Origin of the sequence: Streptomyces sp. NPDC102270 (assembly GCF_044766405.1) — a bacterium.
Classification (GTDB): Bacteria; Actinomycetota; Actinomycetes; order Streptomycetales; family Streptomycetaceae; genus Streptomyces.
Genome location: NZ_JBIWLX010000004.1, coordinates 224154 through 239021, shown reverse-complemented (window position 1 = coordinate 239021; position 14868 = coordinate 224154). Strand labels below are relative to the sequence as shown.

General features: G+C 70.9%; 14 protein-coding genes. 2 read left to right on the top strand and 12 right to left on the bottom strand.

Annotated elements, in window-relative coordinates; genetic code table 11:
- Positions 1 to 23 precede the first annotated feature (23 nt).
- From ACIRP7_RS08850 to ACIRP7_RS08795, 12 genes are all read right to left on the bottom strand, one after another.
- Positions 24 to 515, bottom strand: a complete 492-nt coding sequence (locus ACIRP7_RS08850) for a hypothetical protein (protein WP_403655508.1) — start codon at positions 513 to 515, stop codon at positions 24 to 26.
- Entirely contained in the window at positions 512 to 1789 is a 1278-nt protein-coding gene (locus tag ACIRP7_RS08845) for an MCE family protein (RefSeq protein ID WP_403655506.1), read from the bottom strand. The genes ACIRP7_RS08850 and ACIRP7_RS08845 overlap by 4 nt, the downstream gene beginning before the upstream one ends.
- On the bottom strand, positions 1786 to 3072 hold the full coding sequence (locus ACIRP7_RS08840) for an MCE family protein (RefSeq protein ID WP_403655953.1): 1287 nt from the start codon (positions 3070 to 3072) through the stop codon (positions 1786 to 1788). Before ACIRP7_RS08840 ends, ACIRP7_RS08845 begins: the two co-directional genes overlap by 4 nt.
- Before the next feature lie 11 nt (positions 3073 to 3083).
- Positions 3084 to 4208 carry an MCE family protein gene (locus tag ACIRP7_RS08835; RefSeq protein WP_403655504.1) on the bottom strand — a complete coding sequence of 375 codons (1125 nt, stop codon included), beginning with the start codon at positions 4206 to 4208 and terminating at the stop codon, positions 3084 to 3086.
- Complete coding sequence (locus ACIRP7_RS08830) at positions 4205 to 5185, bottom strand: MCE family protein (protein ID WP_403655950.1); 981 nt, start codon at positions 5183 to 5185, stop codon at positions 4205 to 4207. The genes ACIRP7_RS08835 and ACIRP7_RS08830 overlap by 4 nt, the downstream gene beginning before the upstream one ends.
- A gap of 107 nt (positions 5186 to 5292) precedes the next feature.
- Positions 5293 to 6330: an MCE family protein gene (locus ACIRP7_RS08825; protein WP_403655502.1), complete on the bottom strand. Its 1038-nt coding sequence runs from the start codon at positions 6328 to 6330 to the stop codon at positions 5293 to 5295.
- Positions 6327 to 7580: an MCE family protein gene (locus tag ACIRP7_RS08820; RefSeq protein WP_403655500.1), complete on the bottom strand. Its 1254-nt coding sequence runs from the start codon at positions 7578 to 7580 to the stop codon at positions 6327 to 6329. Before ACIRP7_RS08820 ends, ACIRP7_RS08825 begins: the two co-directional genes overlap by 4 nt.
- A gap of 5 nt (positions 7581 to 7585) precedes the next feature.
- A complete protein-coding gene (locus ACIRP7_RS08815; RefSeq protein ID WP_306977468.1) occupies positions 7586 to 8401 on the bottom strand; it encodes an ABC transporter permease in 816 nt (271 codons plus the stop codon).
- A gap of 3 nt (positions 8402 to 8404) precedes the next feature.
- The gene (locus tag ACIRP7_RS08810; protein ID WP_030679597.1) at positions 8405 to 9175 is read right to left on the bottom strand and encodes an ABC transporter permease; all 771 of its coding nucleotides are present in this window, start codon (positions 9173 to 9175) and stop codon (positions 8405 to 8407) included.
- Entirely contained in the window at positions 9172 to 10116 is a 945-nt protein-coding gene (locus ACIRP7_RS08805) for an ABC transporter ATP-binding protein (RefSeq protein ID WP_403655497.1), read from the bottom strand. Before ACIRP7_RS08805 ends, ACIRP7_RS08810 begins: the two co-directional genes overlap by 4 nt.
- A 180-nt stretch (positions 10117 to 10296) precedes the next feature.
- Positions 10297 to 11340 carry an RNA polymerase sigma factor gene (locus ACIRP7_RS08800; RefSeq protein ID WP_403655495.1) on the bottom strand — a complete coding sequence of 348 codons (1044 nt, stop codon included), beginning with the start codon at positions 11338 to 11340 and terminating at the stop codon, positions 10297 to 10299.
- A gap of 66 nt (positions 11341 to 11406) precedes the next feature.
- Positions 11407 to 12486 (bottom strand): lytic transglycosylase domain-containing protein, encoded by a 1080-nt coding sequence (locus ACIRP7_RS08795; protein WP_403655493.1) that lies wholly within the window; start codon positions 12484 to 12486, stop codon positions 11407 to 11409.
- A gap of 202 nt (positions 12487 to 12688) precedes the next feature.
- Between ACIRP7_RS08795 and ACIRP7_RS08790 the strand changes: the two genes are divergently transcribed.
- Together ACIRP7_RS08790 and ACIRP7_RS08785 are read left to right on the top strand one after the other, a co-directional pair.
- Positions 12689 to 14122 (top strand): NAD(P)H-hydrate dehydratase, encoded by a 1434-nt coding sequence (locus ACIRP7_RS08790; RefSeq protein WP_403655491.1) that lies wholly within the window; start codon positions 12689 to 12691, stop codon positions 14120 to 14122.
- 113 nt (positions 14123 to 14235) lie between these two features.
- Positions 14236 to 14859 (top strand): M23 family metallopeptidase, encoded by a 624-nt coding sequence (locus ACIRP7_RS08785; RefSeq protein WP_403655489.1) that lies wholly within the window; start codon positions 14236 to 14238, stop codon positions 14857 to 14859.
- Positions 14860 to 14868: the final 9 nt, after the last annotated feature.

The window sequence follows — 14868 nt, the reverse complement described above, 5'->3', positions numbered from 1 at the left end:
GGTGGTACGGCGAAAGGGTGCGGTCAGCCGACGAACTCGACGTCGGAGGTCAGCCAGCGGCCACCCCGGTGCACCAGGTCGAGCTGCAGCCGATAAGTACGGGCCTCGCCCTCGGGCGCGGCGGTGTTGGTCACCTTGCTGTCGGCGACCACCAGGACGCGGGCCGAGTGCTCGTCGGACCGGACGATGCCCGCTTCGAGGACCTGGCCCTCGGACACGGACTTGTTCTCGGCGACGAGCCTGGTCAACTGCCCGGTCTGCGCGGCGAACTGCTCCTTGAAGTCGCCGGTGGCGTCCTTGAGGACGTTCGCGCTGTCCCGGTCGTAGTGCCGGTAGTCGAGCGAGGTGAAGTTCAGCGCCGACTGGCGGCTCGCGGCCAGGATGTCCTGGCGCCGCTGCTCCTCCTCGCGTTGGTCGTAGCGCTCAACGCTCAGCCAGATCGTCAGGGCGATGGTGAGGACGCTGGCCACGACGAGCCCCACCGACCACGCCTTGCCCGTCAGGGCCCTGCTCATGCCATCGGTCCAACGAGCAGCCATTGCCACGACTCCTTTCCGAACACGGCCTGTTGGCCGCCCGTCGAGCCGATCTCGACGGGCCTTCCGTCCGGGCCGGTGGCAGTGCCGGTCTCCGGGTCGTACGGCGTGACGTACGCCGTCTGGTTCGTACCGCCAAAAGCGGCGGACGCGCCGGGGGCGTTCTGCGCGCCCCGCACCGACGTCTTGCTTCCGCGCCGGGCCGTGCAGCGCGCGTCGGTGTTCGCCTCGCGCGTGCTGGTGTCCGCGGGGTCGCGCCGGGTCGTCCCGTATCCCTGGGTGCACGGCGGCGGGTCGTCGGCGTTCACCACCAGGCCGAAGTGGGTGGTGCCGTCGCCCGGAACGACCGTGTAGCTGCCCGCGACCACTGCCGGGAAGGTGACCAGGGCCTGCTCCACGCCGGGCAGCTGCGCCCGTGTGACCTGGCCGCCGCTGATCAGGTTGGCCAGCAGGACCGACAGCCGTGGTCCGGTGGACTTCAGCAGCGAATTCACCTGTTGCGCGGCCGGCGTCGTGTTGCCGATCAGCTTGCGCAGGTCCCCGTCGCTCGACTTCAGCTGCGAGGACAGCGCCGCCAGGTCGTGTGCGAACGACTTGATGGACGAGCCCTGGTCGGCCTGCGTCTTGAGGACCTTCCGCGAGTCCTCGATGAGTGAGATCGTCTGGGGCAGTGAGTCGGACGCGGACGCGACGAGCGCGTTGCCCGAGTCCACCAGCCGGCTCAGGTTCGGTCCGGTGCCGGAGAACGCCTTGCCCAACTCGTCGACGGTGACCCGCAGATCGTCCTTGCCGACCGAGTTCACCAGCCGGTCCAGGCTGAGGACCAGATCCGTCGTGGGCAGCGGCACGCGGGTGCTGCCGCGTGGGATGGAGCTGCCGTCGAGCAGATACGGGCCGTGGGACGTACGCGGCTGCAGATCGACGTACTGCTCGCCCACCGCCGAACGGTTCGCCACCACGGCGAGGGTGTCCGCCGGGATGTGCGGTGCGCCGTCCTTGATGTCGAGGGAGACCGAGATCCCGTCGGAGCCGGTCAGCCGCAGGGCGCCGACGCGGCCCACCGGCACCCCGCGGTAGGTGACCTCGGCGCCGGAATAGATGCCCCCGGAGTCGGCGAAGTCCGCCCGCACGGTGTAACCGTGGCCCAGGACGTCGTCCACCAGTCCGGTGTACTCGGCGCCGACGTACGACACCCCGACGGCGGTGACGACGGCGAAGGCGAGCAACTGGACTTTGACCGTACGTGTGATCACGGCTGAACCCCCTTCAGCATCAGCTCCGCGAGCGCGAGGTCGATCCCCTCGGGCAGCTCTCCTCGGGTGGTGTAGCTGCTGGTGCACACCGGCGGGCACAGCGGACCGCCGCCGCCCTGCGAGGCCGACGGGGCCGACGGAACCGAGGGGACCGAGGGGGACGGCACACTCGGGGCGCTGGGCAGCGCGGTGGGTGCCGGGACGGCCGGCAGGTCCGGAAGACCGGGTACGTCGGGGACGCCGGGATCCTTCGAGTCGCCGTTGCCGGACGTGCCGGACCCGCCCGCCAGGTTCCCGTAGAGGTCCGACAGATCGAGGTCGGCGGTCATGTCGAGGTTGACGTAGTCGCCCTTGACGGCGTCCACCGCGTTGCGCGGGAACGGGTAGGTGGTCAGCAGTTCAAGGGAGTTGGGCAGATCGTCGCCCGCCTTGTTCAACTGCTGCAGGACCGGCCGCAGTCGCCTGAGGTTCGCGACCGTGTCGTCGTGCGAGGCCGTGACCACCCTGGTGCCCGTCCTGCCCAGCTTCGCCAGGGCGGTGAGCATCTTCGTCAGATCGCGCCGCTGGTCGGCGAGGACCTTCAGGGCGGGCGGCATCGTGTCGACGGCCTCGGCGATCGTCTTCCTCTCCTTCCCGAGCCGCTCGGCGAGCGCGTCGACGGCCTTGAGGGCACGGACGATGTCCGCGCGCTGGTCGTCCAGGCCGCCGACGAACGTGTTCAGCTCCTTGAGCAGCGACCTGACCCGGTTCTCCCGGCCGTTCAGGGCCTTGTTCAGCTCCACGGTGATCGTCTTGAGCTGGGCCACTCCGCCGCCGTTGAGCAGTGCGGACAGCGCGGACAGCACCTCCTCGATCTCCGGGTTGCGGCCGCTGCGGGACAGCGGGATGCGGTCGCCGTCGCGGAGCCGGCCCACGGGCGCGGTGCCGGGCGGGGCGGAGAGCGCCACGTACTTCTCGCCGAGCACGCTGGTCTGGCGCAGCTCGGCGACCGCGTTGGCGGGCAGCTTCACCGAGTCGGCGACCCGCAGCCGTACGCGCGCGTGCCAGCCGTTCAGCCGCACCTTCTCGACCGCGCCCACGGTGACGTTGTTCACCTTCACCGCCGACTGCGGCACCAGGTCGAGTACGTCGCGGAACTCGACGGTGACGTGGTAGGCGTGGCCGTCCGCGGCGGCACCGCCGGGCAGCTGGACGTCGTACCAGCCGTTGAACTCGCAGCCGGTCAGCAGCAGCGAGCCGACGGCCGCCCAGGCGACCGCCCCGCCCTTGCGCAGGGCGCTCACGCGTTGTGCGCTCATGCGTCGGCTCCCAGAATTCCGCCGAGGGTGCGGTCGGTGGTGCCGGTCACCGCGGAGCCCTGAGGCACCTTCGGCAGGGAGTCGAAGAGCTCCTTGAGCTCCTTGCAGTCGGGGTTCTTGCCGCCTTCGTCGCCGGTCGTCCTCAGCACGGAGCACAGCAGCGCGGCCGGATCCTGCGCCTGCTGGGCGTTGTTGCGGGTGTCGAGGGTGCCCGCGGACGGGTTGTAGGCGTTGTTCAGGTTCGACAGACCCGTGGGCGCGACTCTCAACAGCTCCTCCAGTGCGGCCCGTTGGGTGACGAGAACCTTGGTCACCTTGCTCAGACCCTTCACGTTCGAGGTCAGCGACTTCTTGTTCTCCTTCACGAAGTGGGACACGTCGCCGAGCGCCGCCGCCAGGTTCCGCAGCGCCGCCGCGAGGTCCTCGCGCTCACCCGCGAGCTGACCGGCGACGTCGGCGAGGCTGGTGTTGAACGACCGCACGCTCGTGTCGTCGGCGGCCAGCGCCGCGGTGAACACCTGAAGGTTCCGGACTGTGCCGAAGAGGTCCGTGCGGCCGTCGGACAGCGTGGTGACCGCCTGCGAGAGGTCCTCGACCGTCTGGTTGAGGTTCTTGCCCTGGCCGTGGAGGTTGTCCGCGCTCACCCCGAGCAGCCGCGACAGCGAGCCGTCCTTGTTGGCGCCCTTGGGGCCGAGTGCCTCGGCCGTCGTGTGCAGACTGTCGAAGACGCGGTCCAGTTCGACCGGTACGGCCGTGCGCTGCTCGGGGATGACGGCGCCGTCGTGCATCGCCGGACCACCGCGGTAGACCGGCAGCAGCTGTACGTAACGGTCGCTGACCACCGAGGAGTTGATGATCGCGGCCTTGGCGTCGGCCGGGACCTTGCGGCCCGCGTCGTACTCCAGCTCCACGCGCACCCGGTCGCCCTGTGGCGTGATCCCCTTGACCTCGCCGATCCGGACGCCGAGGACGCGGACGTCCGAGCCGGGGTAGATGCCGACGGTGCGGGGGAAGTACGCGGTGACGCGCACGGACTCGGAGCGCGGCCACAGCACGTAGGTGAGCGCGGCGACCAGGGCGAGTGCGGTGAGCAGGGCCAGGCGCCTCTTCGGGTTTCTCACTGCGAGCCTCCTGTTCGCGGTTCCACCGGAGCGGCGACCAGGTTCTGGACATAGCTGTCGAACCAGCGGCCGTTGCCGAGGGCGTTGGTGAAGACCCGTACGTAGGGCGCGAGCAGCTCGACGCTCCGGTCCAGGCTGGACTCATTGCGTTCGAGCATCCGCACCACGCGGTCCAGGCCCTTGAGTGCGGGTCCGATCTCCTTGTCGTTGTCGTCGACGAGGCCGGAGAGCTCGATGCCGAGCGTCGCGGAGCTCTTCAGCAGCTTGTGGATCGCCTCGCGCCGCCTGCTGATCTCCTTGAACAGCTTGTCGCCGTCCTTGACGAGTGCGGAGAAGTCCTTGGAGTGGTCGGCCAGTACGCCCGTGACGCCGTTCGCGTGGTCCAGGAGTTCGCTCAGGGCCTTGTCGCGCGAGGCCACGGTCCGGGAGATCTTCGACAGGCCCTCGATGGACGCCCTCACCTCGGCGGGCGAGTCCTGGAAGGTGGTGGAGATGGTGTCCAGGGCTTTCGCGAGCCGGTCGGTGTCGACGGCCTCCGTCGTCGTGGTGAGATCGCTGAACGCCTGTACGACGTCGTACGCCGGAACCGTCCGCTTCAGCGGTATCTCGCTGCCGGCAGGCAGCTGCCCCGGTCCCTTGGGCTGTAGCGCGAGGTACTTCGCGCCGAGGATGGTCTTGACCCGGATCGACGCTCCGGTCTCGGTGCCGAACTCCGGGTCGCCCTTGATCTTGAAGGTGATCTTGACGTGGTCACCGTTCAGATCGACGTCCTCGACCTTGCCGACCTTGACTCCGGCGATCCGCACCTCGTCGCCGGGCTTGAGGCCGCCCGCCTCCGAGAAGGCCGCGCTGTACGTCTCGCCGTCACCGATCAGCGGCAGGCTGTCGGCGTTGAACGCGGCCACGGCCAGCAGCCCGAGGACGGTGAGGCCGACCGCTCCGATCATCACCGGGTTCCGCTCGCGGAACGGGGTCAGGCGCGGGCGGCGTATCCGTATGCGGGGCAGCCGTATGTTCGGGAGCTTGGGTGGGTCGACGCGGACCTTGACCAACGGCTCCGGGCGGCGCTTGCGGGAACGCTTCATCATGCGCCGCACCTCGCCCTGGCCACGTGCAGCTCCGGTGTGAGCACCTGCTGTGTCTTCGGCAGCACGATCCGGCCGTCGAAGTCGCAGAGGTAGAAGTTGAACCACGAGCCGTAGGACGCGGTCCCGGTCAGCTCGTTCAGCTTGTTCGGCAGCCGCTTCAGCACGCCCTCCACGGTCTTCTCGTTCTTGTTGAGCGTTCCGGTCAGTTCGGTCAGCTCGGCGATGTCGTCCTTCAACGGTGGACGCGCGTCCGTGAGCAGCCCCGAGGTGGCGTCCGTCAGGTCGCCGATGCTCACCAGCGACTGCCCGATGGGCTTGCGGTCGGCGGACAGGCCCGAGATCAGACGGCGCAGCTGCTTGAGCAGCCCGGAGAAGCGGGTGCCGCGCTTGTCCAGCGTGCCCAGCACGGTGTTGAGATGGTCGATCACCGAGCCGATCAGCTCGTCGCGGCCTGCCAGGGTCGTGGTGAGCGAAGCCGTGTGCGCCAGCAGGCTGTTCACGGTGCCGCCCTCGCCCTGGAGCGTCCGGATGATCTCGGTGGCGAGCTGGTTGACGTCTTGCGGGCTGAGCGCGGCGAACAGTGGCTTGAAGCCGTTCAGCAGTGCGTTGAGGTCCAGCGCGGGCTGCGTGCGCGACAGCGGGATCGTGGCGCCGGGCTTCAGCCGGGTGCCGTCTCCCGCGCCCTCGGTCAGGGCGACATAGCGCTGTCCGACCAGGTTCCGGTAGCGGACGACCGCGCCGGTGCCGCTGAGCAGCGGGCGGTCCGCGCTGACCGTGAAGGTGACCTGGGCCAGCGTCCGGTCCTTGATGCTGATGCCCTCGACCTCGCCGACCCGTACCCCGGCCACCCGGATGTCGTCGCCCTTCTCCAGGCCGGTGACATCGCTGAACACCGCGCGGTACGTGTGCTCGGGGGTGAGGGAGATGTTGACGATGGTGGCGGCGAGCAGGGCCGTCGCCAGGATCGTCACCAGGGCGAAGAGGCTGAACTTGATCAGCGGTGCGGCGGCCTGTCGGGCTCCGGTGTTCCTCATGCGACGCTCACCGCCGTCCCGCGCGCCATCGGCCCGAACAGCAGGGTCGCCACCGGCGGCACCTGGTCGGCGGGCACGCCCATGACGGGCGCCACGAGTGATCCGACGGCTCGCTGCTCGGCCCGGGTGGCGGACACGCCGGCCGGGCCGGACGGACTCCCCTTCTTCGAACCGTCGTTGAGGTGGGCCCCGGGTGCGGGCACCGGCGGACGGGGCAGGTCGCGGCAGTCGGGCCCGGACCGTTCGCCGTAGCGGGGGTACTCACCGGGTTCGTACGCCCCCTGCTGGCGGACGACCTCGAGCGTGATGTGCATCTTGCCGCCGCGGAATGCCTGCTCGGAGGCGTGCTCCTCACGGACCAGGCCGGCGAGGAGACAGGGGTACTCGGGTGAGTAACGGGCGAAGAGGTCGAGCGTGGGGCGGGAGATCCGGCCCAGGGTGATCAGCCGGTCGCCGTTCGCGGCGAGGAAGTCGTCCGCGGTGCCCGCGGCGGTGGCCGTCGTGGTGAGCGCGGACGCGAGCCGGTCCCGCTGCTCGACGATGGTGCGGCTGGTGGTGACGGTGTTGCGCAGGATCTTCATCAGGTCGGGAGCCGCGTCGCCGTACACCTCGGCGACGTCGGCCAGGCGTGCGAAGTCCGCGGTGAGGGACGGCAGGTGGGGATTGAGGCGGTGCAGATAGTCCTCCACGCGGGTGAGGTTGTCGCCGATCCGGTCGCCGCGCCCTTCGAGGGCGGTGGCGAACGCGGAGAGCGTGGCGTCGAGCTTGCCGGGCTGCACGGTCCGCAGCAGCGGCAGCAGGTCGTTCATCAACTGCTGGAGCTCGATGCCGACACGGGTGCGGTCCTGGGTGATGACGTCCCCGGCGCGGATGGGGCGAGCCGACGAGCGCGCAGAGTGCCCAGAGTGCGCGGGTGCGACCAGATCGACGTACTTCTCGCCGAACAGCGTCTTGGGCAGCAGCCGTGCGTGCACGTCGGAAGGGATGTGCGCGACGTACTCCGGCTTCAGTGCGATGTCGAGCGTCGCCTTCGTCCCGTCGGCGTGCACCGCGCGCACCTCGCCGACCAGCAGCCCGCGCAGCTTGACGTCGGCCCGCGGATCGAGCTGGTTGCCGAGGCTGTCGGCCTCCAGCTCGATCCGTACGGCCGAGGTGAACACCTGCTGGTACACGGCGACGGACAGGGACAGCAGCAGGCCGAGCACGGCGAGGAACACCAGGCCGTACAACCGCAGTCTCAGCACTCTCATACGGCTCACCCCGCAATCCGCACGGTCGTGTTGGCGCCCCAGATCGCGAGCGACAGGAAGAAGTCCAGGACGTTGATGGCGACGATCGAGGTGCGCACTGCGCGGCCCACGGCGACGCCGACGCCCGCCGGGCCGCCGCTCGCGTAGTAGCCGTAGAAGCAGTGCACCAGGATGATCAGGACGGCGAAGACGAGCACCTTGCCGAAGGACCACAGCACGTCGACCGGCGGCAGGTACTGCTGGAAGTAGTGGTCGTAGGTGCCCGCGGACTGCCCGTAGTAGCCGGTGGTGATGGTGCGGGCGGCGAAGTACGAGGACAGCAGCCCGACCACGTACAGCGGGATCACCGCGACGAAGCCGGCGATCATCCGGGTGGTCACCAGGAACGGCAGCGAGGGGACGCCCATGACTTCGAGCGCGTCGGTCTCCTCGCTGATCCGCATCGCGCCGAGCTGCGCCGTGAACCCGGCGCCGACCGTGGCGGACAGGGCGAGCCCGGCCACCAGCGGGGCGATCTCCCGGGTGTTGAAGTACGCCGAGAGGAACGCCACGAAATTGGAGGTGCCGAGCTGGTTGAGCGCGGCGTACCCCTGCAGGCCCACCTCCGTGCCGGTGAAGAACGACAGGAAGGCGATGACGCCGACCGTGCCCCCCACGACGGCGAGCGCGCCACGGCCGAAGCTCACCTCGGCGAGCAGCCGCAGGATCTCCTTCTTGTAGCGGCGCAGGGTGCGGCCGGTCCAGGCGAGCGAGCGGCCGTAGAAGGAGAGTTGGGCGCCGAGTTCTTCGAGGGAGCGCAGGGGGCGCTGGAGTGGTCGCATCGGCTAACCCCTCTGCGGGGCGACTTGGAAGTACACCGCGGTCATCACGAAGTTCGTCACGAACAGCAACATGAAGGTGATCACCACCGACTGGTTCACGGCGTCACCCACGCCCTTCGGCCCGCCCTTCGCCGTAAGTCCCTTGTAGGAGGCGACGATCGCCGCGATCGCACCGAACACCAGCGCCTTGATCTCGGCCGCCCACAGGTCGGACAGCTGGGCCAGCGTGGTGAAGGAGGCGAGATAGGCGCCCGGTGTGCCGTTCTGCAGCACGACGTTGAAGAAGTAGCCGCCTGCGACACCGACGACGGACACCAGCCCGTTGAGCAGCACCGCCACCACCATCGACGCCAGCACGCGCGGGACGACCAGCCGGTGAATGGGGTCGATGCCCAGCACCTGCATCGCGTCGATCTCCTCGCGGATCTTCCGCGCCCCGAGATCCGCGCAGATGGCCGTGCCGCCGGCGCCCGCGATCAGCAGCGCGGTGACGATCGGCGATGCCTCCCGGAGCACCGCGAGGACCGAGGCGGCCCCGGAGAACGACTGGGCGCCGAGCTGCCGGGTCAGACTGCCGATCTGCAGCGCGATGACCGCGCCGAAGGGGATGGACACGAGGGCCGTCGGCAGGATGGTGACGCTCGCGACGAACCAGGCCTGCTGGATGAACTCCCGTGCCTGGAAAGGCCGTCGGGGCACGGTCCGGACGACGTCCAGCGCCATCGCGAAGAGGTTCCCCGACTGTCTGAGCGCCCCGGTCGGTGACAGGCTCATGCGTCCGCCACCTCCTTCCGGTGCAGCTCGGCCTCGCGTCTCGCGATCGCCTCCCACCGGGGCGGGCGGGTGATGCCCGGGCCCGGCAACAGGCGGGGCGTCAGAGCCTGACCGCCGGGAGTCCTCGGGTGCGCTCCGTCGCCGAGCTGGGCCAGCTCCTGCTCGACCTGGGCGGCGTCCTTCTCCTCCGCCATGCCGATCGGGCCCTGCATCCGGCCGTTCAGGAACTGCCGTACGACCGGCTCGTCGCTGGTCAGCAGCTTCTCGCGGGGCCCGAACATGACCAGCTCGCGGCGGAACAACAGCCCGATGTTGTCCGGCACCTGCCGGGCCGAGGCGATGTCGTGCGTGACGATCAGGAACGTCGCGTTGATCTGCGCGTTGAGGTCGACGATGAGCTGGTTGAGGTACGCGACGCGCACCGGGTCGAGGCCCGAGTCCGGCTCGTCGAACAGAATGATCTCCGGGTCGAGCACCAGCGCCCGCGCCAGCCCGGCCCGCTTGCGCATTCCGCCGGAGATCTCACCGGGCAGCTTCCCTTCCGACCCGATCAGCCCGACCATGTCCATCTTCTCGAGCACGATGCGCCGGATCTGGCTCTCGGACTTGCGGGTGTGCTCGCGCAGCGGGAAGGCGATGTTGTCGTACAGGTTCATCGAGCCGAACAGTGCGCCGTCCTGGAACAGCACGCCGAAGAGCTTCCGCACTTCGTAGAGCTCGTGCTCGCGCAGCTTGGTCACGTCCCGGCCCGCGACTTTCACGCAGCCGCGCTCCGGCTTCAGCAGTCCGACGAGCGTCTTGAGGAACACCGACTTGCCCGTACCCGAGGGGCCGAGCATGACCGAGACCTCCCCGGCGGGCAGCGTCAGCGAGACGTCCTGCCAGATGACCTGGTGACCGAAGGACTTCGTCAGCCCTTCCACACAGATCTCGACACCCATCCGGTCCACCCTTCAGCCATGGAGCAGCTCCGACATCTGCTCTACGGGGAGGGGCGGGGTGTCCGTCGCGACGGACACCGGATTTTTTTCCGGGGTCTTGCGGCGGGGTTTCCGCCAGGTCGACGGCGGCGTCTTTCCCGGCGGTACCACTGGTTCTACGGCGGCGCTCTCGGCGCGGTTCTAAGGCAGTGGGGTCGGCGTCGCCACGCCGGCCGGGGCGGAGGACGCGGCGGAAGCCTCAGAGAGGGCCGGCAGTGTCGTCGGGACGGTGGACGTGGCCGACAGATCGGGGAGGTGGGGGAGGTCGGGCGCGTTCGGCAGGTCGGGGATGTCGGGAACATCGGGAACGGGCGGCACCGCTGTCAGTGAGGCGTCCGGCAGCCGTGGCACCGACAGTGGCAGCTGCGACCGGTCGTGATCGCCGGGCGGCACTGTCGGCGTCGGCGTCGCTTCGTGAGTCGTCGAGGCGGCCGACAGATCACGGGCGTTCGGGGTGGCTGGCCGGCCGACGTCGTCGGGCCCGACGGTCCGCGTGGTCGCCTGGGCCATACGGGACACCGAGGGCCGGGGAGTGTCCTGCCCGTCCCCGTCGTGGATGTACGGCACCACGAACCCCGCCACCACCAGGGTCGTGGCCGCTGAGGTCACCGCCAACGCCTGCGCGTGTCCGCCCGCGCGCAGCTTCCCGCGCCCCCACAGGAACAGCGCGACGCCCAGCGTTCCGGCCAGCGAGGTACGCAGCGTGCGCCGGGCCCGGGCGAGCAGTGACTCGACGGTCCGATAGCTGAGCCCCATACGCACGGCGACCTGGCCGACGTCGAGGTCCTCGGACTTCAGCCGGAGCGCTTCGGCCTGGCGCGCGGGCAGTTCCCCGCTGCGCACGGCCAGCCACTTGGCCTCGGCCCGGTCGCACACCGCCTCCTCGACGGGCACCGGGCCCGGCGCGACGAGCGTGGGGCTGCTGCGTACCTCGGCCTCGCGGTTGACCTGGCGGTACCGGTCGACGCACAGCCGCATGGTCACGGTCGTCAGCCAGGCGCCGAGGCGTTCGTCGTCCAGGTCGGGGCGCTCCGCGGCGCGCAGCATGGCCTCGTGCACCGCGTCCTCGGCGTCCTCAGGGCTCATCGACCTGCGCCGGGCCACCTTGAGCAGGTGCTCGCGGTGGCTCCACATGCGCTGCCAACGGTCGTGGGCCGCCTGTATCTCCGCAGGCATGTCAGGCATGTCCATCGCCATGAGGGCCCCTTCGCGCTCATCCGCCGGTCTCGTGCTGTCCGGCGGATGGCGACATTACCGCCGAGTATCCGCGGTTGTGGAGGGGGTGGAGGCCATCGAGTCGACGCCGTTGCCGCCCAGCGGAGCGCCGCTGGGCAGCAGGTCGGCGCCGGGCAGTTCGATGTCCGTGCCGGGCGTGGGGAGTTGGGGTTCCTCCGTCTCCGTGCCCCCGGCAGATGGACGGGACGTGCCGGGGGTCGGCGAGCCAGGTGCCGACGGAGTCGGGGACGGGGAGGCGCTGGGACGGGGGGACGGGGTCGGCTTCGGCGTGGGATTCGGCACAGGTTTCGGCCGCGACGGGTCGGAGCGCCTCAATCCTTGAGCGGAGCTGTCCGGCACCACCCGGTGCCCTTCCAGGAAGTAGGCGTACCAGGCTCTGACCGTGCGGAGATACGCCTGCGAGTGGTTGTAGCCGAGGACCGCCCGGTCCAGCGCGGCCGGGTCGGAGAGGTCCCGCCCGCCCGCGCACAGGTAGCGCCCGGCGGCGAGTGCCGCGTCGAAGACGTTGCCCGGGTCGGCCCGCCCGTCGCCGTTGCCGTCCATGCCCCAGCGGGCCCAGGTCGACGGGATGAACTGCATCGGTCCGACCGCCCGGTCGTAGGCCGGGTCCCCGTCGTACGCGCCGCCGTCGGTGTCCCGTACGACGGCGAAGGCGCCGCCGTCCAGCCGCGGCCCGAGGATCGGCGCCACGGTCGTACCGTCCGCCGTCACCCGGCCGCCCCGCGCCTGCCCGGACTCCACCTGGCCGATCGCGGCCAGCAACTGCCAGCGCAACCGGCAGCCGGGAGCGGTGTGCGCGAGCTCCGCCTCGGCGCGCCGGTAGGCGGCGAAGACACTCGCCGGGAGCGCGGCGCCCGTTCCCACCGCCCCACGCACAGATGCCCCACTCTTGCGCTCCCGCGTCCGCAGCGGCGGGAGTGCGGTGCGGTACGGGGTGTCGCCCGACACGCTCTGGCCGTGCTCGACGGGTGCCTCCCGCTGGGGTGCGGAGGCCCGTGCCGGGACCGACCCCGGCGCCTGTGACGCGGTCAGCGCCGCCATGGCCGCCGCCGCGATCACCGCCCCCCTGGCACCTCTGACTCCGTGCCCTGCCACGTCGTGCTCCCTCCCTGTGGGCTGATGTCGTCTGCTCTGCTCTACGGGGCAGGGCGGCGCGTCCGTCGCACGGAAGAGGAAGATTTCGGGAGGCGGGGTCCGCACGCGCGTCAACGGAGAGGGCGAGAGGCTCGTCGGCGCCGCGCCGGCGCACCGGGCCCGCCTTGTTCATCTCCGCCCGCGGCGGGGGAGACTCGATCCCATGCGTACTGCGTACAACGTGGAGACGGTCAGGGCCGCCGAGCGGGAGTTGATGGCGCGGCTTCCGGAGGGCGCGCTGATGCAGCGGGCGGCTGCCGGACTCGCCGCCGCCTGCGCGGACTTGCTGGGGCGGGTGTACGGTCGGCGGGTCGTGCTGCTCGTCGGGAGCGGGGACAACGGCGGTGACGCCCTGTATGCCGGAGCCCGGCTGGCCCGGCGCGGGGCCGGGGTCGCCGCCGTGCTGCTCGCGCCCGAGCGGGCCCATGGCGGGGGGCTCGCGGCGCTGCGGCGCGCCGGTGGCAGGACGGTAGGTTCAGGTGGCGCCGAGGAACTGATCGAGCGGGCCGACCTCCTCCTCGACGGCATCGTCGGGATCGGCGGCAAGGGCGGGCTCCGTCCCGACGCGGCGCGGTTGGCCGAGGTCGCCGAGCGGTCCCGCGCCGCCGTCGTCGCCGTGGATCTGCCCAGCGGGGTCGACGCCGACACCGGGGAAGTGCGCGGGGCGGCCGTGCGGGCCGACCTGACCGTCACGTTCGGGACGCACAAGCCGGGGCTGCTGATCGATCCCGCGCGGGAGTACGCCGGGTCGGTGCGGCTCGTCGACATCGGGCTCGCGCTCCCGGAGGAGGCCGGAGTGGAGGCCCTCCAACACGCCGACGTGCGGCGGCTGTTGCCCGTACCCACCGGGGAGAGCGACAAGTACCGGCGGGGCGTCGTCGGGATCGCCGCCGGGTCCGCGCGGTACCCGGGGGCCGCCGTGCTCGCCGTGTACGGGGCGCTGCGGGGCGGCGCCGGGGCCGTACGGTACGTCGGGCCCGCCGGGGACGCCGTGCTCGCCCGCTTCCCCGAGACGCTCGTCTCCGACCGGGGGCCGAAGCAGGCCGGGCGGGTGCAGGCGTGGGTGGTGGGACCGGGGGCCGGGGACGACGCCTCGGCCGTCGCGGAGGTGCTGGCGTCGGACGTGCCGGTGCTCGTCGACGCGGACGGGCTGCGGCTCGCCGACCGGGACGCCGTACGCGCGCGTACCGCCCCGACGCTCATGACCCCGCACGCCGGAGAGGCCGCCGCGCTCCTCGGGGTGGCGCGCGAGGAGGTCGAGGGGGCCCGGTTGGCCTCCGCTCGGGAACTCGCCGGGCGTTACGGCGCGACCGTGCTGCTCAAGGGCTCGACCACGCTGGTCGCCGACGCGGGCGGCGGGGCCGTACGCGTGAACCCGACCGGGACGGCCTGGCTGGCCACCGCCGGCAGCGGGGACGTCCTGTCCGGCCTCGCGGGGTCCCTGCTGGCGTCGGGGCTGAGCGCCCTGGACGCCGGCAGCGTGGGCGCGTACCTGCACGGGCTGGCCGGACGGTTCGCGGCCGACGGGGCCCCGGTGGGTGCCCACGACGTGGCCGAGGCGGTACCGGCGGCCTGGCGGGACGTCACGGACGCGTGACCCTGGGCCATTGGGCCCGGCAAACGGGCGAGTCACCGCGAACTACTACCTGATGGGACCAATACCGGTCGGTCGAATATGCGGAGCCGAAAGGGCGATGTTTCGCTGGCCGCATGGATGAGCCAAATATACGAGGCACCACCCGGCGTGAATTGCTGGGAGGAGCGGCAGTCGTTCTGGGGAGTCCCCTTCTCGGTTTTCGCGAGGACACCCCCGAACCGTTAGAGGAAGAGCACGGCGGGAACTGCGGCAGCGACTACGACGCGGAATACGAGGAACTCCTCGAGTCCGCCGAGGACGTCGAGGTCAGCGACCGCTCCCTCGCAGCGGCCAAGTGGACTCGCCCCATCCGGAAGCGGGCCAGAGTGACCATGCGCTACCGCGTGCGGGGAAACTGGCTGGCCGGATACCACACCGGAGTGGATCTTGCCGTGGCCAAGGGAACCCCGGTTTACGCGGTGGGCACCGGCGTCGTCGTCCTGGCCAGCTGGTCGGGGTCGTACGGAAAGGCCGTGACGATCAAGATGAGCGATTCCCGGTACGTGCTCTACGCCCACCTCTCGCGCATCTCCGTCGCGCGCGGTGCCAAGGTCAAGGCCGGCACCCGCATCGGGAGCAGCGGCGCCACCGGGCGCGCCACCGGCCCGCACCTGCACTTCGAGGTGCGCTCCCGCCGCCCGTACGGCTATGACATCGACCCGGTGAAGTACCTGGCCCGGCACGGTCTGATCCTCTGACCCGCGCGA